24 protein-coding genes are annotated in these 17,529 nt (G+C 71.1%); 14 read left to right on the forward strand and 10 right to left on the reverse strand.

The features are described from left to right. Positions 1 to 81: 81 nt before the first annotated feature. Genes rpsR through rpmB form a run of 4 tightly spaced genes read right to left on the reverse strand, consistent with a single transcriptional unit; the run spans position 82 to position 1,056 of the window. Positions 82 to 318, reverse strand: coding sequence for a 30S ribosomal protein S18 (gene rpsR / locus ABD691_RS08700; protein WP_344678982.1), 237 nt, complete (start codon positions 316 to 318; stop codon positions 82 to 84). Positions 319 to 321: 3 nt separating this feature from the next. Then, complete coding sequence (gene rpsN, locus ABD691_RS08705) at positions 322 to 627, reverse strand: 30S ribosomal protein S14 (protein ID WP_344678983.1); 306 nt, start codon at positions 625 to 627, stop codon at positions 322 to 324. 28 nt (positions 628 to 655) lie between these two features. Next, entirely contained in the window at positions 656 to 820 is a 165-nt protein-coding gene (rpmG, locus tag ABD691_RS08710; RefSeq protein WP_211900134.1) for a 50S ribosomal protein L33, read from the reverse strand. Continuing rightward, positions 820 to 1,056 carry a 50S ribosomal protein L28 gene (gene rpmB, locus ABD691_RS08715; protein ID WP_344678985.1) on the reverse strand — a complete coding sequence of 79 codons (237 nt, stop codon included), beginning with the start codon at positions 1,054 to 1,056 and terminating at the stop codon, positions 820 to 822. The genes rpmG and rpmB overlap by 1 nt, the downstream gene beginning before the upstream one ends. 105 nt (positions 1,057 to 1,161) lie before the next feature. Between rpmB and mrf the strand changes: the two genes are divergently transcribed. The 10 genes from mrf (at position 1,162) to galT (ending at position 9,692) form a co-directional block, all read left to right on the forward strand. Next, a complete protein-coding gene (mrf, locus tag ABD691_RS08720) occupies positions 1,162 to 2,409 on the forward strand; it encodes a ribosome hibernation factor-recruiting GTPase MRF (protein ID WP_344678986.1) in 1,248 nt (415 codons plus the stop codon). Positions 2,410 to 2,437: 28 nt separating this feature from the next. After that, positions 2,438 to 2,698, forward strand: coding sequence for a type B 50S ribosomal protein L31 (locus ABD691_RS08725; protein ID WP_344678987.1), 261 nt, complete (start codon positions 2,438 to 2,440; stop codon positions 2,696 to 2,698). Between the two features lie 3 nt (positions 2,699 to 2,701). Beyond that, positions 2,702 to 2,857: a 50S ribosomal protein L32 gene (gene rpmF / locus ABD691_RS08730; protein WP_344678988.1), complete on the forward strand. Its 156-nt coding sequence runs from the start codon at positions 2,702 to 2,704 to the stop codon at positions 2,855 to 2,857. Positions 2,858 to 3,360: 503 nt separating this feature from the next. Further along, positions 3,361 to 4,221 carry an isocitrate lyase/PEP mutase family protein gene (locus tag ABD691_RS08735; protein WP_344678989.1) on the forward strand — a complete coding sequence of 287 codons (861 nt, stop codon included), beginning with the start codon at positions 3,361 to 3,363 and terminating at the stop codon, positions 4,219 to 4,221. Between the two features lie 103 nt (positions 4,222 to 4,324). Further along, on the forward strand, positions 4,325 to 5,332 hold the full coding sequence (locus tag ABD691_RS08740; RefSeq protein ID WP_344678990.1) for a bile acid:sodium symporter family protein: 1,008 nt from the start codon (positions 4,325 to 4,327) through the stop codon (positions 5,330 to 5,332). After that, positions 5,323 to 5,535 (forward strand): hypothetical protein, encoded by a 213-nt coding sequence (locus ABD691_RS08745; protein ID WP_425565024.1) that lies wholly within the window; start codon positions 5,323 to 5,325, stop codon positions 5,533 to 5,535. The genes ABD691_RS08740 and ABD691_RS08745 overlap by 10 nt, the downstream gene beginning before the upstream one ends. 79 nt (positions 5,536 to 5,614) lie before the next feature. After that, the gene (locus ABD691_RS08750) at positions 5,615 to 6,310 is read left to right on the forward strand and encodes a response regulator transcription factor (RefSeq protein ID WP_344678992.1); all 696 of its coding nucleotides are present in this window, start codon (positions 5,615 to 5,617) and stop codon (positions 6,308 to 6,310) included. Between the two features lie 41 nt (positions 6,311 to 6,351). Further along, the gene (locus ABD691_RS08755) at positions 6,352 to 7,752 is read left to right on the forward strand and encodes a sensor histidine kinase (RefSeq protein WP_344679088.1); all 1,401 of its coding nucleotides are present in this window, start codon (positions 6,352 to 6,354) and stop codon (positions 7,750 to 7,752) included. Positions 7,753 to 7,839: 87 nt separating this feature from the next. Beyond that, complete coding sequence (locus ABD691_RS08760; protein ID WP_344678994.1) at positions 7,840 to 8,619, forward strand: DeoR/GlpR family DNA-binding transcription regulator; 780 nt, start codon at positions 7,840 to 7,842, stop codon at positions 8,617 to 8,619. Further along, on the forward strand, positions 8,616 to 9,692 hold the full coding sequence (gene galT, locus ABD691_RS08765) for a galactose-1-phosphate uridylyltransferase (protein WP_344678995.1): 1,077 nt from the start codon (positions 8,616 to 8,618) through the stop codon (positions 9,690 to 9,692). Before ABD691_RS08760 ends, galT begins: the two co-directional genes overlap by 4 nt. A 475-nt stretch (positions 9,693 to 10,167) precedes the next feature. Here galT and ABD691_RS08770 read toward each other — a convergent pair whose 3' ends face one another. After that, a complete protein-coding gene (locus tag ABD691_RS08770) occupies positions 10,168 to 10,620 on the reverse strand; it encodes a hypothetical protein (RefSeq protein WP_344678997.1) in 453 nt (150 codons plus the stop codon). Positions 10,621 to 10,680: 60 nt separating this feature from the next. Here ABD691_RS08770 and ABD691_RS08775 point away from each other — a divergent pair, with 60 nt between their 5' ends. Next, positions 10,681 to 11,790, forward strand: coding sequence for a S1C family serine protease (locus tag ABD691_RS08775; protein ID WP_344678999.1), 1,110 nt, complete (start codon positions 10,681 to 10,683; stop codon positions 11,788 to 11,790). 269 nt (positions 11,791 to 12,059) lie between these two features. Beyond that, entirely contained in the window at positions 12,060 to 12,560 is a 501-nt protein-coding gene (locus tag ABD691_RS08780; RefSeq protein ID WP_344679000.1) for a MogA/MoaB family molybdenum cofactor biosynthesis protein, read from the forward strand. Between the two features lie 60 nt (positions 12,561 to 12,620). Here the strand turns inward: ABD691_RS08780 and ABD691_RS08785 are convergent, their stop codons facing one another. Further along, positions 12,621 to 12,962 (reverse strand): antitoxin, encoded by a 342-nt coding sequence (locus tag ABD691_RS08785; protein ID WP_344679001.1) that lies wholly within the window; start codon positions 12,960 to 12,962, stop codon positions 12,621 to 12,623. A gap of 204 nt (positions 12,963 to 13,166) precedes the next feature. On the opposite strand from ABD691_RS08785, the gene ABD691_RS08790 reads away from it, so the two are divergent. Next, positions 13,167 to 13,337: a hypothetical protein gene (locus ABD691_RS08790; RefSeq protein WP_344679002.1), complete on the forward strand. Its 171-nt coding sequence runs from the start codon at positions 13,167 to 13,169 to the stop codon at positions 13,335 to 13,337. 815 nt (positions 13,338 to 14,152) lie between these two features. Here ABD691_RS08790 and mscL read toward each other — a convergent pair. The 4 genes from mscL to ABD691_RS08810 form a co-directional block, all read right to left on the reverse strand. After that, positions 14,153 to 14,605 carry a large-conductance mechanosensitive channel protein MscL gene (mscL, locus tag ABD691_RS08795; RefSeq protein WP_344679004.1) on the reverse strand — a complete coding sequence of 151 codons (453 nt, stop codon included), beginning with the start codon at positions 14,603 to 14,605 and terminating at the stop codon, positions 14,153 to 14,155. 86 nt (positions 14,606 to 14,691) lie between these two features. Continuing rightward, on the reverse strand, positions 14,692 to 15,333 hold the full coding sequence (locus ABD691_RS08800) for an SAF domain-containing protein (protein WP_344679005.1): 642 nt from the start codon (positions 15,331 to 15,333) through the stop codon (positions 14,692 to 14,694). Positions 15,334 to 15,532: 199 nt separating this feature from the next. Beyond that, a complete protein-coding gene (locus tag ABD691_RS08805) occupies positions 15,533 to 15,865 on the reverse strand; it encodes an FmdB family zinc ribbon protein (RefSeq protein WP_344679006.1) in 333 nt (110 codons plus the stop codon). 98 nt (positions 15,866 to 15,963) lie between these two features. Beyond that, the gene (locus ABD691_RS08810; RefSeq protein WP_344679007.1) at positions 15,964 to 16,644 is read right to left on the reverse strand and encodes a 5-formyltetrahydrofolate cyclo-ligase; all 681 of its coding nucleotides are present in this window, start codon (positions 16,642 to 16,644) and stop codon (positions 15,964 to 15,966) included. On the opposite strand from ABD691_RS08810, the gene ABD691_RS08815 reads away from it, so the two are divergent. Further along, positions 16,598 to 17,503, forward strand: a complete 906-nt coding sequence (locus ABD691_RS08815; protein WP_344679008.1) for a UTP--glucose-1-phosphate uridylyltransferase — start codon at positions 16,598 to 16,600, stop codon at positions 17,501 to 17,503. The two genes, ABD691_RS08810 and ABD691_RS08815, sit on opposite strands and share 47 nt — an antisense overlap. Positions 17,504 to 17,529: the final 26 nt, after the last annotated feature.

Below are 17,529 nucleotides of genomic sequence, written 5' to 3' on the forward strand. Positions count from 1 at the left end.
GACCATCCTGCCGTGTGACGATCGGCGGCCCGCATACGCCCGTGCGGGTGGGTGCGGCTGAGCGCACCCACCCGGGCCGGGTCAGCGCTTGGCGGCGGCGGGGTAAGGCAGCAGGGCCATCTCCCTGGCGTTCTTGATCGCCTGGGCGACATCGCGCTGCTGCTGCGGGGTCAGGCCGGTCACCCGGCGGGAGCGGATCTTGCCGCGGTCGGACACGAACTTGCGCAGCAGGGCGGTGTCCTTCCAGTCCACCACCACGACGCCCTCCCGTTCGAGGAGGTTCTGCTTCGGCCTGCGCGGCCGGTGGTTGCCAGCCATCCCTCACCAACTCGACTTCGTCACGCCGGGCAGTTCACCCGCGTGCGCCAGCTCGCGCAGGCGCACCCGGGAGAGCCCGAACTTGCGGAAATAGCCACGCGGCCTGCCGTCGACGGCGTCGCGGTTGCGCAGGCGCGTCGCGCTGGCGTCGCGGGGTTGCCGCTGCAGCTCCAGCACCGCGGCGTCCCGCTCGGCGGCGCTGCTGGCCGGGGCGGCGATGATCTTCTTCAGCTCGGCGCGGCGCTCGGCGTACCGGGCCACGACCTCGCGCCGCTGGGCGTTGCGGGCGATCTTGGACTTCTTGGCCATCCGGCCTCCTCGAATGTTGGGGGAGCGGCTAGCGCTCCTCGCGGAACTCCACGTGCGCGCGGATCACCGGGTCGTACTTGCGCAGCCGCATCCGGTCCGGGTCGTTGCGCCGGTTCTTCCTGGTCACGTACGTGTAGCCGGTTCCGGCGGTGGACCGGAGCTTGATCACGGGACGCACGTCGTTGCTCGCCATCAGATCCGCTCCCCTCGCGCGCGCATCTCGGCCACCGCGGCCTCGATGCCGCGGCGGTCGATGGTCTTGATCGCGTCGGTCGACAGCCGCAGCCGGATCCAGCGGCCTTCGGACGGCAGCCAGTAGCGCCGCCGCTGGATGTTGGGCATCCAGCGCCGCCGGGTGCGGACGTGGGAGTGCGAGACGTGGTTGCCGTAGCCGGGCTTCTTCCCGGTCAGCTGGCAGCGGACGGACATGACCTGCCTCTCGGTAATGACATCCGTTTTCATATGGCTGGGCCGACAGGGTAGCGTAGGTCCGGAACGAAATGAAAACCATTGCCGATTGGGGTCGAGGTGGGGATGGGAACCGACGCCCGGCGGATGCCGCTGATCATGGTGGCCGGGATCCGCGAGGACCAGGTCGGGACGACCGCGGAGGCGGTCCGCGCGCAGGACGCCGCAGGCACCGCGCTGGTGCAGCACGACCTCCGCGAGATCGAGCAGGGCGTGGTCCGCAGGCGGGTTCGGCACGGCGACGACGAACGCGTCACCGTGCTGGAGCTGGCGCACGGATGCGTCTCGTGCACGCTGCGCGAGGACTTCCTGCCGCTGCTGCGCGGTCTCTGCTCGGCGCCGGACGTGGAGCGGATCGTCGTGCAGCTGGATCCGGCGCTGGAGCCGGAGGCGATCTGCTGGGCGCTCCAGCACGTGGTGGTCGACGGCCGCACGTTGGACGACGACGTCGAGATCAGCGCCGTGATCACCGTCGTCGACCTGCCGAGCTGGCTGGCCGACGCCGGCAGCGAGGACGAGCTCGCCGAACGCGGGCTCGCGGGCAGCCCGGACGACGACCGCACCCTCGCGCAGGTCGCGGTCGGGCAGGTCGAGTTCGCCGACGCGGTCGTGCTGGCCGGGTCGGCCGAGGACCGCTGGAACCAGGTGCGGACCGAGGCCGTGATCAGCAGGCTCACTCCGAGCGCGCCGCGCGTCCACCTCGACGCCCTGGACGTGCCCGCGCTGCTCGCCGGGGTGCCCGAGCTGGCGCGGCGCGGGCAGATCGACTGGCCGCACGGCCCGCTGCTGCGCGGCCAGCCGCCACTGGACACCGAGGCCGGGGTCGCGGTCGTGCTGTTCGAGGAGCGCAGGCCCTTCCATCCGCAGCGGCTGCACGAGGCGATGGATGTGCTGCTCGACGGCGTCGTGCGCACGCGCGGGCGCGCGTGGGTTGCCAGCCAACCGGACGTGGCGCTGTGGCTGGAGTCCGCGGGCGGTGGTCTGCGCGTCGGGCACGCGGGTCCGTGGCTGGCGGCGCTGGACCGCGACCAGTGGGCCGACATCCCGGCCGAGCGGCAGGTCAGGGCCTCGCTGAACTGGGACGACTACTACGGCGACCGGATGCAGGAGCTGGTGGTGATCGCCCACGAGGCCGATCCGCGCGACATCACCCGCGCGCTGCGGTCGGCGGTCCTGACCGACGACGAGATCGCCGCGGGCCGGGAGGAGTGGGCGACCTACGAGGACCCGTTCGGCGAATGGCACACCGACCCGTGCGAGCCCACCGGCGCCGACTCGCCCGCCGACGCCGCCCGCGACAGCGGGACGTACTGAGACAGCGGGAAGTACTGAGAGGACAGCGATGAAGCCAGACATCCATCCCACCTACGAGCCGGTGGTGTTCCAGGACAGGTCCACCGGAAACCGGTTCCTGACCCGGTCGACGGCCACCTCCGACCAGCGCGTCGAGTGGTCCGACGGCAACTCGTACCCGTTGATCGTGGTCGACGTGACCTCGTACTCGCACCCGTTCTGGACCGGCAACCAGCGGGTGCTGGACAGCCAGGGCCGGGTGGAGAAGTTCCGGCGGCGCTACGGCGACCGCAAGCGTGGAGGGGAGTGAGCCGTGGCCGTTCCGAAGCGGAAGATGTCCCGCAGCAACACCAGGCACCGGCGGTCGCAGTGGAAGGCCGCCGCGCCTGATCTGGTGCCGATCGTGGTCGACGGGGAGCGGAAGCTGGTGCCCCGGGCGCTGGTCCGGTACTTCCAGCAGCAGGGTTGACCCGATCCGGTGGACGAGGCGCGCCGCGAAGATCGCGGCGCGCCTTTTTCGCGCAGAAGACCCGATTTATCACGGTATGTGCCTGCCGTAGCTAGATCGAGTAGGTGTGCGTGCATCCGGGTGGCGCCCGGAAACTCCTCGTGCAAGGATGCGCCGCCGCGCCGCCACCCGGTCGTTCCGCCGGGATTCCCTGGTCGGGAACGTTTGCAAAACTCTTTCGCGTACTCATTTCGGTTCTGGGCCGGAAATCGCTTTGCGTCGCGGATATCTCCGCCGGTTGATCCCTCACTCAGGGTGTTGACGAATGGTGGCCGGTGGTCCACTCTTCCGCGCCTTGGTATGTCCGTTTTGTTCCCATAGGCTTGAGGTGCCGGAGGGCGACCCCCTCCGTGCACCCTGAAAGTTCCCCAGAAAGTTCCTGCAGAAGTTCGCACAGGGAGTTCCGGCTTCGAGTCCGGCTCCTGTTTCCCTGTCATTCGCCGCGCTCAACGTGAGGAATAACCGTGAACTACGGAACGGCGCTCCGAAACGAAATCCTGTCCCCCCAGATCACCCCGCTCATCGGCATTTACGACATGCACTCGGCGTCGGTGTCGGCGCAGCACTACGACGGCATGTTCGTGTCGGGGTTCGGTTTCGCGGCATCGCACTACGGACTGCCCGACATCGGCTTCATCGCCTGGTCCGACCTGGTCTCGTTCGTGCAGCGGCTCCGGCTGGCCTTCCCGCGCCAGCACCTGCTGGTCGACATCGACGACGGCTACGTCGACCCCGAGGTCGCCTGCCACGTCGTGGAGCACCTGGAACGCATCGGCGCCTCCGGCGTGATCCTGGAGGACCAGCGCAGGCCGCGGAAGTGCGGGCACGTCGAGGGCAAGCAGATCCTGGCGCTGGAGGAGTACCTGGAGAAGCTCGAACTGGTCCTGCGCACCCGCCGCGACCTGGTCGTGGTGGCCCGCACCGACGCGGTCGAGGAGGCCGAGATCCTGCGCAGGGCCGAGGCGCTGGCCGAGACCGACGCCGACGTCCTGCTGGTCGACGGGGTGCGCGACGTGGACTGGATCCGCAAGGTCCGCAAGGTCATCGGCGACAAGCCGCTGCTGTTCAACCAGATCGCGGGAGGCAAGTCGCCCCGGCTCTCGCTGCCCGAGCTGAGCGCGCTCGGCGTGGACGTGGCGATCTACAGCACGCCGTGCCTGTTCGCCGCCCAGAGCGCCATCGACGAGGCGCTGTCCGAACTGCGCCGCAACGAGGGCAGGCTGCCGGAGGTGTCCGGTCAGGCCGTCGGGGTCGCCTCGTCGCTGCAACTGCTGGAGAAGAACATCAGCAGGCACCACGAGCGGAACGTCCGCAGCTACGCGTGATCGAGGTGGCCCCGCGCCACCCGCGTCCGGTGATCGGCGGCCGTTCCGCCGCCGATCCCGCAAGAAGATTTCCGAATCGCTATTTCTCCGGAAAGGATTTTTTGTGCCCCCCGTTTCGGGTGCGCTCGCTCGAATTCGACCCGATCCCTACGTTCTCGCCATTGTCGTCAGTGCGGCCGCGGCCGTATTGCTTCCGGCGCAGGGTGTTGCCGCGGTCGGCCTGGACCGCGCGATAGCCGTCGCCATCGCGGTGCTCTTCTTCGTCTACGGCGCGCGCTTGTCGGCCGCCGAGGCGCTGGCCGGAGTGCGGAACTGGCGACTGCACCTGCTGATCCTCCTGCTCACCTTCGCCCTCTTCCCGCTGCTCGGCCTCGCCGCCCGGCTTCTCGTCCCGGGCGCGGTGACCCCCGAGCTCTACGTCGGCCTGGCGTTCCTCTGCGCGCTGCCGTCCACCGTGCAGTCCTCGATCACGTTCACCTCGCTGGCCAGGGGGAACGTGGCGGCGGCGATCTGCGCGGCGACCTTCTCCAACGTGCTGGGCGTGGTCCTGGCCCCGCTGCTGGTGGGGATGCTCGTCCGGACCGAGGGCGGTGCGTTGTCGGCGGGCGCGATCCGCGACATCGTTCTGCTGCTGCTCGTCCCGTTCCTGCTCGGGCTGTGCCTGCACGGGTGGACCGGGAGCGCGCTGCGGCGGCACCGCCGCGCGTTCGGGCTGGTCGAGCGCGGTGTGATCCTGATGGCCGTCTACGCGGCGTTCAGCGAGGGCACCGTCTCCGGCGTCTGGCACCAGCTGACCGCTCCGCGGATCGCGACTCTGGTACTGGTTGACGCGGTGCTGCTGGCGGTCGTGCTCGCCGTCGCCGTCGCCGTCACCAGGGCGGCGGGATTCGACCGGGCCGACGCGGTGCCGATCGTCTTCTGCGGCTCGCAGAAGAGCCTGGCCACCGGGCTCCCGATGGCGACGGTGATGTTCGCGGGCCAGGGAGTCGGCCTCGTCGTGCTGCCGCTGATGCTCTACCACCAGCTGCAGCTGATCATCTGCGCGTGGCTCGCCCGCCGCTTCGCGCAGCAGGAAACGTCCGAACCGGAGAAGGAGTCCACGTGCGCCTGATGATCGCGCTGCCCGTCGCGCTGCTGTTCGCCGCGGCGCAGGCGGCCACCGCCAACGCCGCCGAGAGCGGCCTCACCCTGATCAACGTCGACGACAGCGTGCTGGAGGTCGACCGGTCCCTGAACATCAACCAGGGCGGTCACGGCGACACCGGCAGCGACGTCGTCGCGCAGACCGGCGACGGCCAGAACCTCGGGGCCTGATGACCGTCGTCACACCCTGATCGCGAACCCCGCGACAGGTTCTCAGGTGCTTCTCAGGGCTTCGGGTAACACTGTGGTCATGCGCATCCTCGTCGTCGACGACGACCGGGCCGTGCGCGAGTCCCTGAGGCGGTCGTTGCAGTTCAACGGGTACCAGGTGGAGCTCGCCGCGGACGGTCAGCAGGCCCTCGACTGGTTGGCCGACCAGCGACCCGACGCCATGGTCCTCGACGTCATGATGCCCAGGCTGGACGGACTGGAGGTCGCCCGCCGGTTGCGCAGCACCGGCGACGACCTCCCGATCCTGGTGCTCACCGCCCGGGACGCGGTCTCGGACCGCGTCGCCGGGCTCGACGCGGGAGCCGACGACTACCTGCCCAAGCCGTTCGCGCTGGAGGAGCTGCTCGCCCGCCTGCGCGCGCTGCTGCGCCGGGCGGCGCCGTCGGACCTCGACCACGACGACCTGCCCGCTCCGCTGCGCTTCGCCGACCTCGAACTCGACCCCGGCACCCGCGAGGTCCGCCGCGGCGACCGCCAGATCAGCCTCACCCGCACCGAGTTCGCCCTGCTGGAACTGCTGATGGCGCACCCCAAGCAGGTGCTTACCCGCAGCAGGCTGCTGGAGGACGTCTGGGGCTACGACTTCCCGACCTCCGGCAACGCGCTGGAGGTCTACATCGGCTACCTGCGCCGCAAGACCGAGGCCGAGGGCGAACCGCGGCTGATCCACACCGTGCGTGGCGTCGGTTACGTCCTGCGCGAGACGCCGCCGTGACGGTCCCGACCTCCCAGCCGCCCGCTCCGCCGCCACCGGACCTGCCCGCGCCGGCCGCGCGCGGCCTCCAACGGGTCTCGCTGCGCAACCGGGTCACCTGGCTGGCCGCGATGTGCGTGGCGGGCGCGGTCGCCCTGGTGTCGGTCGCGGCGTTCGTCACCGTGCACGACAGCCTGTACTCGCAGCTGGACGAGAACCTGACCGAGCGGGCGGTGGAGGCGGCCGAGGGGCCGCTGGTGCGGACCCCGAACCTCCAGCAGGTGCCGGTCGCGTTCTACGCGGCGGCGAACCTGAAGATCAGCGTGCTGTCCGCGGACGGCACCGAGATCACCCCGAACCCGGGCGACCGGCCGCCGTCGGGCTACCTGGAACTCGCGGTGGCCAAGGGGCAGAGCGCGCATTCGGCCCGCACCGACCAGGCGACCAACAGCCGCGTGGTCGCGGTCCCGGCCGGGCCGAACGTCGCGCTGGTGATGTCGCAGTCGCTGCGCCCGACGCAGGCGACGCTGGCGCAGCTCAGCGTGGTCCTGGTGGTGATGGGCGGGGCGGGCATCCTGCTCGCGGCCGCCGCCGGGACCGCGGTGGCCCGCGCCGGGCTGCGTCCGGTGCAGCGGCTGACCGCCGCGACCGAGCGGGTCGCGCTCACCGGCGACCTGCGGCCGATCCCGGTCTCCGGCGACGACGAGCTGGCCAGGCTGACCACGAGCTTCAACCGGATGCTGGGCGCGCTCGCGGAGTCCCAGGAACGCCAGCGCAGGCTGGTCGCCGACGCCGGGCACGAGCTGCGGACCCCGCTCACCTCGCTGCGGACCAACCTCGAACTGCTGATGGCCTCGTCCCGTCCGGGCGCGCCGACGCTGTCCCCCGAGGACCGCGACGAGATGATGGCCGACGTCCACGCCCAGATCACCGAGCTGTCCTCGCTGGTCGGCGATCTGGTGGAGCTGGCGCGGGAGGACACGCCGCAGGCCGTGCACGAGCCGGTGGACCTGCTCGAAGTGGTGGAGCGGGCGCTGAACCGGGCCCGCAGGCGGGCGCCGCGCGCGCACTTCCTGGTCCGGCTGGAGCCGTGGCTGATGATGGGCGACGCCACCGCGCTGGAGCGGGCGGTGCTCAACCTCCTGGACAACGCGGCGAAGTGGAGCCCGGAGGGTGGCACGGTGCGCGTCGACCTGCACCCCGACCAGGCCGGGCACACGGTGCTGGAGGTCGCCGACGCGGGTCCGGGCATCGCCCCGGCGGACCGGCCGCACGTGTTCGAGCGGTTCTACCGGTCGTCGGACGCGCGGACGCTGCCCGGTTCCGGGCTCGGGCTCTCGATCGTCAAGCAGGTCGCCGAGCGGCACGGCGGTACCGTCCGGGCGGGCGAGGCACCGGAGGGCGGTGCGCTGCTGACCATGCGCCTGCCCGGTGACCAGCGCGCGGCAAACGAACAGCACTGAACATCGCGACCGGGCCCCGCGCGGATCGTCGCAGCGGGTAGTGTTGGTTCCTGTTGACTTGACGTGTCAAGTTCGAAAGGACTGCCAGTGCTCGCACGGCAACGCCAGGAAGTGATCCTCGACGAGGTGCGCCGCACCGGTGCGGTTCAGGTGAGCGCGCTGGTGCGGCGGCTCGGGGTGTCGGACATGACCGTCCGCCGGGATCTCGACGCCCTGGCCAGGCGCGGGCTGGTGGAGAAGGTCTACGGCGGCGCCACCTCGACCGTCGGCCGCAGCACCGACGAGCCGGGTTTCGAGGCGAAGTCGGTGCGCCAGCTCGCGGAGAAGGAGGCCATCGCGCGGCTGGCCGCCGAGCAGGTGCGGCCCGGCACCGCGATCGGCCTGTCGGCGGGGACCACGACGTGGACCCTGGCGCGGCACCTCGACGAGATCGCCGACCTGACGGTGGTGACGAACTCGGTCCGGGTCGCCGACGCGCTGCAGCAGCGCGGGCGCACCGACCGGACGGTGGTGCTGACCGGCGGCGTGCGGACGCCGTCGGACGCGCTGGTCGGGCCGGTCGCGGTGCAGTCCCTGCGGTCGCTGCACCTGGACCTGGTGTTCCTCGGGGTGCACGGCATCGCCCCGCACGCCGGGTTCACCACGCCGAACCTCAACGAGAGCGAGACCAACCGCGCGCTGGCCGACGCGGCCGCCCGGCTGGTCGTCGTCGCCGACCACTCCAAGTGGTCGACCGTGGGGATCTCCACCATCGCCGACCTGTCCGAGATCGACCTGCTGATCAGCGACGACGGCCTGCCCGCCGAGGCGCGCGAGGTGCTGTCCGAGAACGTCCCGGAACTCCTGCTCGCGGAGGTGCAGCGGTGAAGTCGGTTCGCAAGCTCGCGGACGGGCGCGAGATCATCTACTTCGACTCCGATCCGTCCAGGGTGCGCGACGCGGTGGACACCCGGGACCTGCCCGCGCGGTCCCCGGCCTCGGAGATGCGGCGCGACCCGCTGACCGGGGAGTGGATCGCGATGGCCGCGCACCGGCAGTCGCGCACCTACAAGCCGCCCGCCGAGCTGTGCCCGCTGTGCCCCAGCGCGCCGGGGCGGCCGAGCGAGATCCCGGAGTCCGACTACGAGGTGGTGGTCTTCGAGAACCAGTTCCCCTCGTTCGCGCAGGGAATCCCCGGCTCGCTGTCCACTGTGGACGGAATGCCGATGGTGCCGTCGGCGCCGGCCACCGGGCGCTGCGAGGTCGTGTGCTTCACCTCGGACCACAACTCGTCCTTCGGCCGGCTCAGCGCGGCGCAGGCCCGCGCGGTCGTCGACGTGTGGGCCGACCGGACCGAGGCGCTGTCCGAAACACCGGGCGTCGAGCAGGTCTTCTGCTTCGAGAACCGCGGTGAGGAGATCGGCGTGACCCTGCACCACCCGCACGGGCAGATCTACGGGTACCCGTTCGTCACGCCCAGGACGGAGAAGATGCTTGCGGCCGCGGAGGAATACCGCGCCGAGCACGGCAGCCACGTGCTTGGCGACGTCCTCGCGGCCGAGCGCGTCGACGGGCGGCGGGTGGTCGTCGACTCCCGGCACTGGACGGCCTTCGTGCCCGCCGCGGCGCGCTGGCCGGTCGAGGTGCACGTGGTCCCGCACCGCCAGGTGCCGGACCTGGTGGAGCTGACCGACGAGGAGCGCGACGACCTCGCGGCCACTTATCTGGACGTCCTGCGGCGGTTCGACCGGCTCTACGACCGGCCGCTGCCCTACATCGCGGCGTGGCACCAGGCGCCGGTCCGGACCGGGCGGGACCTGTCGTGGCTGCACCTCCAGCTGTTCTCGGTCCTGCGCTCGGCGGACAAGCTGAAGTACCTCGCCGGATCGGAGTCGGGCATGGCGGTGTGGATCAGCGACGTGACCCCCGAGCAGATCGCGGACCGGCTGCGCGCCGCGTGACTTCGCGCACGGTGAAGGTTTCCAGGGTGCGGCACAGCAGGATCTCAGGCGCTTCTCAGCTCGGTGCAGGACAGTGAAGGACATGACCGACCAGACCCCGGGCTCCGCCGGCGACCGACCGGAGGAGCCGCAATCGCAGGCAGCGCACCAGGCCGCGGGGGATGCCGCGACCGTCCCGCTGGCGGGCGGGGCTCCGAAGCGGCCGGAGGACGCGGAGCAGCCGGGGGCTGCGGAGCCGTCGGAGGCCGCTGCGGAGGCAGGCGTCCCCGGTCGGGAGCCAGGCGTCGCCGGGCAGCGGGCGAGCGTCGGTGAGCAGACGGGCGCTGCCGATCAGCAGTGGGGTGCTGATCGGCAGCAACCGGGGACCGCCGATCAGCCCGCAGGCCAGTACCCGGGTGCTGCGGGTCAGTCCGCAGGTGTCGCAGGCCAATACCCGGGTGCCGCGGGCCAGTCCGCAGACACTGCCGGCCAGCACTCAGGTGCGGCAGCAGTCCAACACCCCGGCGCTGCAGGCCAGTACCCCGGCGCTGCGGGTCAGTCCGGAGACGCTGCGGGCCAGCATTCCGGTGCGGCGGCAGGCCAGTACCCCAGTGCTGCGGGCCAGTACCCGGGTGCTGCGGGTCAGTCCGGAGACGCTGCGGGCCAGCATTCCGGTGCGGCAGCAGCCCAGACCCCCGGCGCTGCAGGCCAACACCCCGGTGCTGCGGGTCAGCCCGACGACGCCGCGAGCCAGCACTCGGGTGCCGCCGGTCAGCCGGGTGCCGCCCAGCCGGGTTCCGCTGGTCATCAGCCGGGCGCTGCTGGTGCAGGTTCCGGTTCCGGTCAGCCGGAGCAGCCCCGGTCGCCCTGGGCGGCCCCGACGGGCCAGGCCGGGCAACCGGGTCAGCGACCGCACCACACCCAGCAGTTCGCGCAGCAGGAGCCGCACGGTCAGCAGTACCAGGGGCAGGCGCCGTACTCGGCGCAGCAGTACGGCGGTTTCCAGCCGATGAACCCCGTGGCGCCCCAGCGGACCTCCGCCCCGGCCCGGCAGAGCCGGATGCTGGTGGGCGCGGTCGCGCTGGCGCTGGTCGCCGCGCTCGTCGGCGGTGGGGTCGGCGGCTTCGTCGGTTTCCAGCTCGGCGCCGGCAACCGCCCGGGACCGACCGCGCTCGACGAATCGCGGCCCGCGCGCAGCGCGAGCACCGCGCCGCCCGGGTCGGTGCAGCAGGTCGCCGAGCGGGTGCTGCCCAGCGTCGTCCAGTTGCAGGTGCAGAGCGCGCAGGGTTCCGGTGAGGGATCGGGCATCGTGATCAGCCAGGACGGCTACATCCTCACCAACAACCACGTCGCCGAGGGCGCGCAGGCCGGTCGGATGACCGCGTCCTTCCACGACAACCGGACCGCGCCGGTCAAGGTCGTGGGCACCGATCCGAACTCCGACCTCGCCGTGGTCAAAGCCGACATCACCGGTCTGACCCCGGCGTCGCTGGGCCGCTCCGACGATCTGCCGGTCGGTGCTCCGGTGGTGGCCATCGGTTCGCCGTTCGGCCTTTCCGGGACCGTGACCAGCGGGATCATCAGCGCCAAGGACCGTCCGGTCCGCGCGGGCGGCGAGCAGGGCAGCCAGGCCAGCGTGCTCAACGCGCTGCAGACCGACGCGGCGATCAACCCGGGCAACTCCGGTGGACCGCTGGTCGACATGGACGGCAACGTCGTCGGCATCAACTCCGCCATCTACAGCCCGGGCTCGGGTCAGCAGCAGGCCGGTTCGGTGGGACTCGGCTTCGCGATCCCGATCGACCAGGCCAAGCGCACTTCCAACGAGCTGATCACGACCGGCAAGGCGACCCAGACGACACTCGGCGTGATGATCACGGGCGCCAACCGCCCGGGTGCTCTGATCGCCAAGGTCGTCCCGGGCGGCGCCGCCGAGCAGGCCGGACTGCGTCCCGGCGAGCTGATTACCAAGCTCGGCGACCGGGTGATCCACGACCCGGACGAGCTGATCGCCGCGGTCCGCTCGCACCTCCCGGGCCAGCAGGTCCCGGTGACCGTCATGGACGGCAGCGGTGGCGAACGCACCGTCGGGGTCACGCTGACCGGCGAGAAGAACTGACATGACCAGACCCGCGGCCGATCCGCTCGGCCGCGCCACGCCGATCGCGCCGGGACCGCATGCCCCCTCCGCGCCTCCCGGCGCGATCGGCGTTCAAGACCCCCGCGCCGGCGAAGCGGCGCGGCTTCCGGGTTCTCATGCCTGACAAGGAGAGTTTCGGCAGGATGTCCGATTTCACAGGCAGCATCGTTCCCCGTCGGTTGCGCGGTCTTGAGCGATCCGACTCACAGGATCTGACCGACGAGGTCCTTGCCACTACGGTGACCGATATGGAACGCAGCGCGCAGCGGTTGGGGCGAGCTCTGGTGGTCATCGTGGACGACCGGGTCGCCCAGGGCGAACAGGACGACAGCATCGGTCCGCTGGTGACCGAGCTGCTGGAGGAAGCCGGGTTCATCGTCGACGGCAGCGTCGCGGTGGCCGGCGAGACGGTGGACATCCGCAACGCGCTGAACACGGCGGTCATCGGCGGGGTGGACGTGGTGATCACGGTCGGCGGCACCGGGGTGTCGCCCCGGGACGTCACGCCCGACGCGACCGCGGGTGTTCTCGACCGGCCGATCCCGGGCATCGCGGAGGCGCTGCGGGCCTCCGGGCTGGCGGCCGGTGCGGTGGACGCGGGGGTGTCGCGCGGGCTGGTCGGTGTTTCCGGCAGCACGCTCGTGGTGAACCTCGCGGGCTCGCGGTCGGCGGTGCGCGACGGCATGGCCACGCTGAGCCCGCTGGTCACGCACGTGATCGAGCAGCTGTCCGGTCTCGAACCGGCCTGACCCCAAGCAGCAGAACGCGGCGGCGCCCGAGGTGGGCGCCGCCGCGTTGGTGTTCCGCGGTCAGGAGGACTTCGGCGGCTGCTCCGAGCCGGGCTCGTCCTTCCTGGAGTCCTGCGGGCCCTTGTCCTGCGGCCCCTTGTCCTGCTGGCCCTTGTCCTGCGGGGTCGCGTCCGGGCCGGCCGAGGATCCGCCCGGCGACTGCTCGTCGCGCTTGAGCATGCCCTCGACCTTGCTGCTGACGCTCTCGATCTTGTCGTGGTACTTGCCGCCGGTGGCCTTGTCCAGGCCTGACTTGGCGGCGTCGAGTCCCTTCGCAGCGTTGGGACCCGCCTTCTCCGCGAGATCCTCCGCCTTGGTCCTGGCCTGCTGGGCCAGTTCCTTGGCCTTGTCCAAGAATCCCATCCGTTGCCTCCCGTGGCTGGTGCGACGCCGCTGGGGGCCGGTCCGGCCGCGTTCGGCGTCCGGTTCACCGCTCGCGCGGACACGACCTGCCATCGCCGGGCGTTTGCCCGTTATGTCCATGGTGGCACCGTGATCGGCTCAGGCCAAAAAGCACCTGGTGGAACGGCGCGTCGCCACCTCGCCGAGGTGGGGGACCATGGTGGTGTGACGGAGCAGGACAAGACCGCGTCGGAGCGCAGGCGCCGGCTCGCCGAGATCTTCGGGGACGTGCTCCCCGAGACGACCTCGGACGAGCGGCCCGAGCGTCCGCCAGCGTCGAACGAGACCGAGCGCTGGTACCGGGAGAACCGGCCACCGCACCACGACGGTCGCTGACGCGCGCCCGCGCGACGGCCGCTGACGTGTCGCGCACCGTGGCCGCCGCCGGGGGTGCCGCCTGGGGGTGCCGACCACCGCGAGGGCCGCTGACTTCCCGCGTCGGGAGGCTCGCCGACGGGCACCTGCGCCACGACGCTCGCTGACGCGTACCTGCGCCACGACGCGCTGGCGCGTCCCGCGCCACGGCCGCCGCCGACGTGTCGGGCACCGCGAGAGTTGCTGATGCGTTTCCGCACCTTGGCCGCCGCTGGGACACCGCGACGGGTTGCTGACGTGTCCCGCCACGGCCACCGCTGACGCACCGGACACCGCGAGGGCCGCTGATGCGTGCCTCTGCGATGGCCGCCGCCGGCGCGCCGGATACCGCGATGGCGGTTGATGCGGTCCCCCGCGATGGCCGCCGATGACGCGCGGGACACCGCGACGGCGGTTGATGCGGTCCTCTGCGTTGGCGGCCGCTGGTGCGCCGGATACCGCGAGGGCCGTTGATGCGTTGCCCTGCGATGGCCGCCGCTGGCGCGGGATACCGCGACGGTTGCTGATGCGGTCCCTCACGTTGGCCGCCGCTGACGTGTCGGGCACCGAGACGGTCGCTGGTGCGGTCCTCGTCATGGCCACCTGGCGTGCCCCGCGAACCATGACCGCTGCTGGCGCGACTGGTCGCACAAGATCAAGTCTGGCTGGCTCGGGTGCGCCTGTCGCTGGTCAGGGTCGGTGGATCGTGCCGGGGCACTCCATCGTGGGGTCGCCGCCGGGCAGGTGGGCCGGCTGGGGGACGGCCCACCTGCGTCGGTGTGCGCAGTTGGGTGTGCTCAGTTCTGCGAAGCCTTCTGGGGCTCGTCGCGCTCCTCGCCGGCGAGGCCCTTCACCGGGGGCAGGCCCTGCTGGCGGCGGAGCAGATCGCGGATTTCCTGGAGCAGTTCGACGTCGGTCGGGTCGACCTCCTCTTCCTGGCCCTTCTTGCGCCGCTCCTGGATGGTCTTCATCGGCAGCACGAACAGGAAGTAGACGACCGCCGCGGTGATGAAGAACGTGATCACCGCGTTGATGACCTGGGCGATGTCGATGATCGCCTGGTCGTTCCCGGCCACCAGCTGGTAGGAGAGCCCGGTGACGTTGCCACCGCCGGTGGCCGCGATCAGGGGCTTGATGATGCTGGTGGTGAACGCCGTGACCAGCGCGGTGAACGCACTGCCGACGACCACCGCGACGGCCAGGTCGATCACGTTGCCGCGCATCAGGAAGTCTTTGAAGCCCTTGAGCACAGGTGTTCCTTTCCACGTTCGGGGACCGTCCGTTCTCCCGGACGGGCGATCTGGAGACTGATGGGGGAAGGAGTCATGACGACTGCTCAGCGGAGGGTAACGGTGACCGAACGGGTGATGGAGGCTGTGGCGACCGCCGGTGCCAGCTGTTCCGGTAACCCGACGACGATGAGTCTGCCCTGGTCACGTTGCTCGCCCGGAGGACGAACAGAGATCACCGGAGCCCGCTCGGCCAGCACCGAACTATTACCCGATCGGGTGGCGGTTGTGACCAGGTCCACCCGGCGGCCCGGGTACAGCAGGTCGGCTATGTCCGGATCCTCCAGCCGCACCGGAACCGCCGCATGCCCCGCGTCGCCGGTTGTCAGCGCGGTCTGCGCCGGACCGGCGAGGCGGACGTCGGTCAGCGGTTCCCCGCGGCGTGACGCCGAACCCAGGACACGGCCCTCCGCGGCGTTCAGCTGGTTCAGCGCGCCTCCTGGCACGAGTTCGAGGGGCATGCTCCGCTCGGCCAGGTCCTCGCGGGCGAGGACGTGACCGGGTGGGAGATCGCGAGCCGCGACGAGCACCGGAGCCTCCGAGGCTTCCGGGCCTGGTCTCGGTTGTATGGCGAGCATCGCCGCGAGCAACGTCAGCACCACCGCGGTCGCTCGCCGGAGAAGCACGATCTGTGCGTACCGCCCGTCGGGCAGCAGGTTGCGCAGACGCGATTCCGTTTTCGTCCCCATGGCTGTCTCCTGCCTGGTCAGAGTTGATCTGACATCGACGCTAGGGCGAGCCTGCGATCTCGGGCAGGGTCAGTTTTCGAACCTGTGGACAAACCTGTGCCCTGTGGATAACTCACGGGCAGGCGGGCAGCGGCCACCGGGCCAACGGGCGCAAGAAAAAGCCGCCGACCGGGCGGTCGGCGGCTGACGAGCGGACGGCTCAGGAAGCGGCGGCGGCCTTCGTCGAGGACGAGCTCGACGACGAAGATGACGAAGATGACGAGCCCGAAGACGACGAGGTCGAGGAGCTGCTGCTCGACGAGTCGCCGGAACTCGACGAGGAGGAAGACGAGGTCGAGCCGGTGTTGCTCGAGCTGGAGCGGTTGTCGGTCCGGTAGAAACCGCTGCCCTTGAACACGATGCCCACGGCGTTGAACAGCTTGCGGAGACGGCCCGTGCACTCGGGGCACTTGGTCAGCGAGTCCTCGCTGAAGGACTGCACCGCTTCGAAGCGGTGGTCGCACTCAGTGCATGCGTACTGGTACGTGGGCACGGCCGAAACCTCCGACATCTCGGTGTTGGCACTCCTGTGGGCAGAGTGCCAACACCGATGATGCGTCAAAACGAGTGCGTAGCGCAATTACTCCTACGTCACACCGGCAGTGACGTGACGCCACCGTGCGGCGTCAGCACCGCGCGCATGCGCACGTCGTGGTCCTCGCCGGGCAGCTCGTCGACGAACTCCTCGTCCCGCACGATCCCGATCAGCGCCGCCTCCGGCGCCGCCATCGGCAGCGACCGGTCGTAGAACCCGGCGCCCCGGCCGAGCCGGACACCCCGGCGGTCCACCGCCAGGGCCGGGACAAGCACCGCGTCCGCCTGCCCGACCCCTTCCGGGCCGAGTCGGTCACCGACGGGTTCCAGCAGCCCGTAGCCCGCGGGCGCCAGCGAGTCCGGCCCGGTGTACTCCGCCCAGTCCAGCGGCGACCGGCGCACCACGATCGGCAGCAGGACCCGGTACCCGGCCGTGCGCAGGTCTTCCAGCAGCTGAGGCGAGCCCGGCTCGTCCCCGACCGGCACGTACGCGCACACGGTCCTGACGCCGTGATCGCCCATCCAGCCCAAAACCCCCGCGCACAGGGCCGAACTGTCGGCCGAACGTGTGGTTTCCGGGACCGCGCGGCGCCGTTCCAGCAGCGTGCGACGCCAGTCCGCCTTGCTTTGACACAGATCTCCAAGCGAGGTCACAGCCTCACTGTAGGTTCGCCCGATAGGCTCTGCGGCCATGGACAGCCCGACGCGCCCACCGGCCGCAGCGTTCCGGACCGCCATCGTCCCAGCCGCCGGACTGGGGACCAGGTTCCTGCCGACGACGAAGGCAGTGCCCAAGGAACTCCTGCCCGTCGTGGACACCCCCGGCATCGAGCTGGTGGCCGCCGAGGCCGCGGAGGCCGGGGCGACGCGGCTGGTGATCGTCACCTCGCCGGAGAAGGAGTCGGTCACCGACTACTTCCGGCCCCGCCCCGAGCTGGAGCGCACGCTGGAAGAGCGCGGCAAGACCGGGCTGCTGTCGAAGGTCCGCCGGGCGCCGGAGCTGATCGCGGCCGAGACCGCCATCCAGGACAAGGCGCTCGGGCTCGGCCACGCCGTCGGCTGCGCCGAACCCAACCTGACCGACGAGGACGACGCCGTCGCGGTCCTGCTGCCCGACGACCTCGTCCTGCCGACCGGCGTCCTCAACCGCATGGCCGAGACGCGCGCCCGGTACGGCGGCAGCGTGCTGTGCGCCTTCGAGGTGCCGACGGAGCAGATCTCCTCCTACGGCGTCTTCGAGGTCGCCGAGACCGATGCCGACGACGTGCGGGAAGTGCTCGGCATGGTGGAGAAACCGGCGCCCGAGGACGCGCCGTCGAACTTCGCCGCCGCCGGCCGCTACCTGCTCGACCGGGCCGTCTTCGACGCGCTGCGCCGCATCGAACCCGGCTCCGGAGGTGAACTCCAGCTCACCGATGCCGTAGCGTTGCTGATCTCCGAAGGCCACCCGGTCCACGTCGTGGTGCACCGAGGCGCGCGACACGACCTGGGAAATCCTGGCGGATTCCTCAGGGCTGCGGTGGACTTCGCGCTGGAGGATCCCGAGTACGGGCCGGGCCTGCGGGACTGGCTCGACGAGAGGTTGAACAGGAAGTAGCGCCGGACGCCGCCGCTCGCAGGGCC

Origin of the sequence: Saccharopolyspora taberi, from assembly GCF_039534165.1 — a bacterium.
Taxonomy (GTDB): Bacteria; Actinomycetota; Actinomycetes; order Mycobacteriales; family Pseudonocardiaceae; genus Saccharopolyspora_D; species Saccharopolyspora_D taberi.

What these genes read in the sequence shown, in the direction of transcription:
- ABD691_RS08800 (WP_344679005.1), bottom strand. Translation starts at nt 15,333, where the DNA reads ATGGGGACGAAAACGGAATCGCGTCTGCGCAACCTGCTGCCCGACGGG.
- rpsR (WP_344678982.1), bottom strand. Translation starts at nt 318, where the DNA reads ATGGCTGGCAACCACCGGCCGCGCAGGCCGAAGCAGAACCTCCTCGAA.
- ABD691_RS08750 (WP_344678992.1), top strand. Translation starts at nt 5,615, where the DNA reads ATGCGCATCCTCGTCGTCGACGACGACCGGGCCGTGCGCGAGTCCCTG.
- rpmG (WP_211900134.1), bottom strand. Translation starts at nt 820, where the DNA reads ATGGCGAGCAACGACGTGCGTCCCGTGATCAAGCTCCGGTCCACCGCC.
- ABD691_RS08810 (WP_344679007.1), bottom strand. Translation starts at nt 16,644, where the DNA reads ATGGCGGTCCGGAACGCTGCGGCCGGTGGGCGCGTCGGGCTGTCCATG.
- ABD691_RS08785 (WP_344679001.1), bottom strand. Translation starts at nt 12,962, where the DNA reads ATGGGATTCTTGGACAAGGCCAAGGAACTGGCCCAGCAGGCCAGGACC.
- ABD691_RS08775 (WP_344678999.1), top strand. Translation starts at nt 10,681, where the DNA reads ATGAACCCCGTGGCGCCCCAGCGGACCTCCGCCCCGGCCCGGCAGAGC.
- ABD691_RS08780 (WP_344679000.1), top strand. Translation starts at nt 12,060, where the DNA reads ATGGAACGCAGCGCGCAGCGGTTGGGGCGAGCTCTGGTGGTCATCGTG.
- mrf (WP_344678986.1), top strand. Translation starts at nt 1,162, where the DNA reads ATGGGAACCGACGCCCGGCGGATGCCGCTGATCATGGTGGCCGGGATC.
- rpmB (WP_344678985.1), bottom strand. Translation starts at nt 1,056, where the DNA reads ATGTCCGTCCGCTGCCAGCTGACCGGGAAGAAGCCCGGCTACGGCAAC.
- rpsN (WP_344678983.1), bottom strand. Translation starts at nt 627, where the DNA reads ATGGCCAAGAAGTCCAAGATCGCCCGCAACGCCCAGCGGCGCGAGGTC.
- ABD691_RS08725 (WP_344678987.1), top strand. Translation starts at nt 2,438, where the DNA reads ATGAAGCCAGACATCCATCCCACCTACGAGCCGGTGGTGTTCCAGGAC.
- ABD691_RS08815 (WP_344679008.1), top strand. Translation starts at nt 16,598, where the DNA reads ATGGACAGCCCGACGCGCCCACCGGCCGCAGCGTTCCGGACCGCCATC.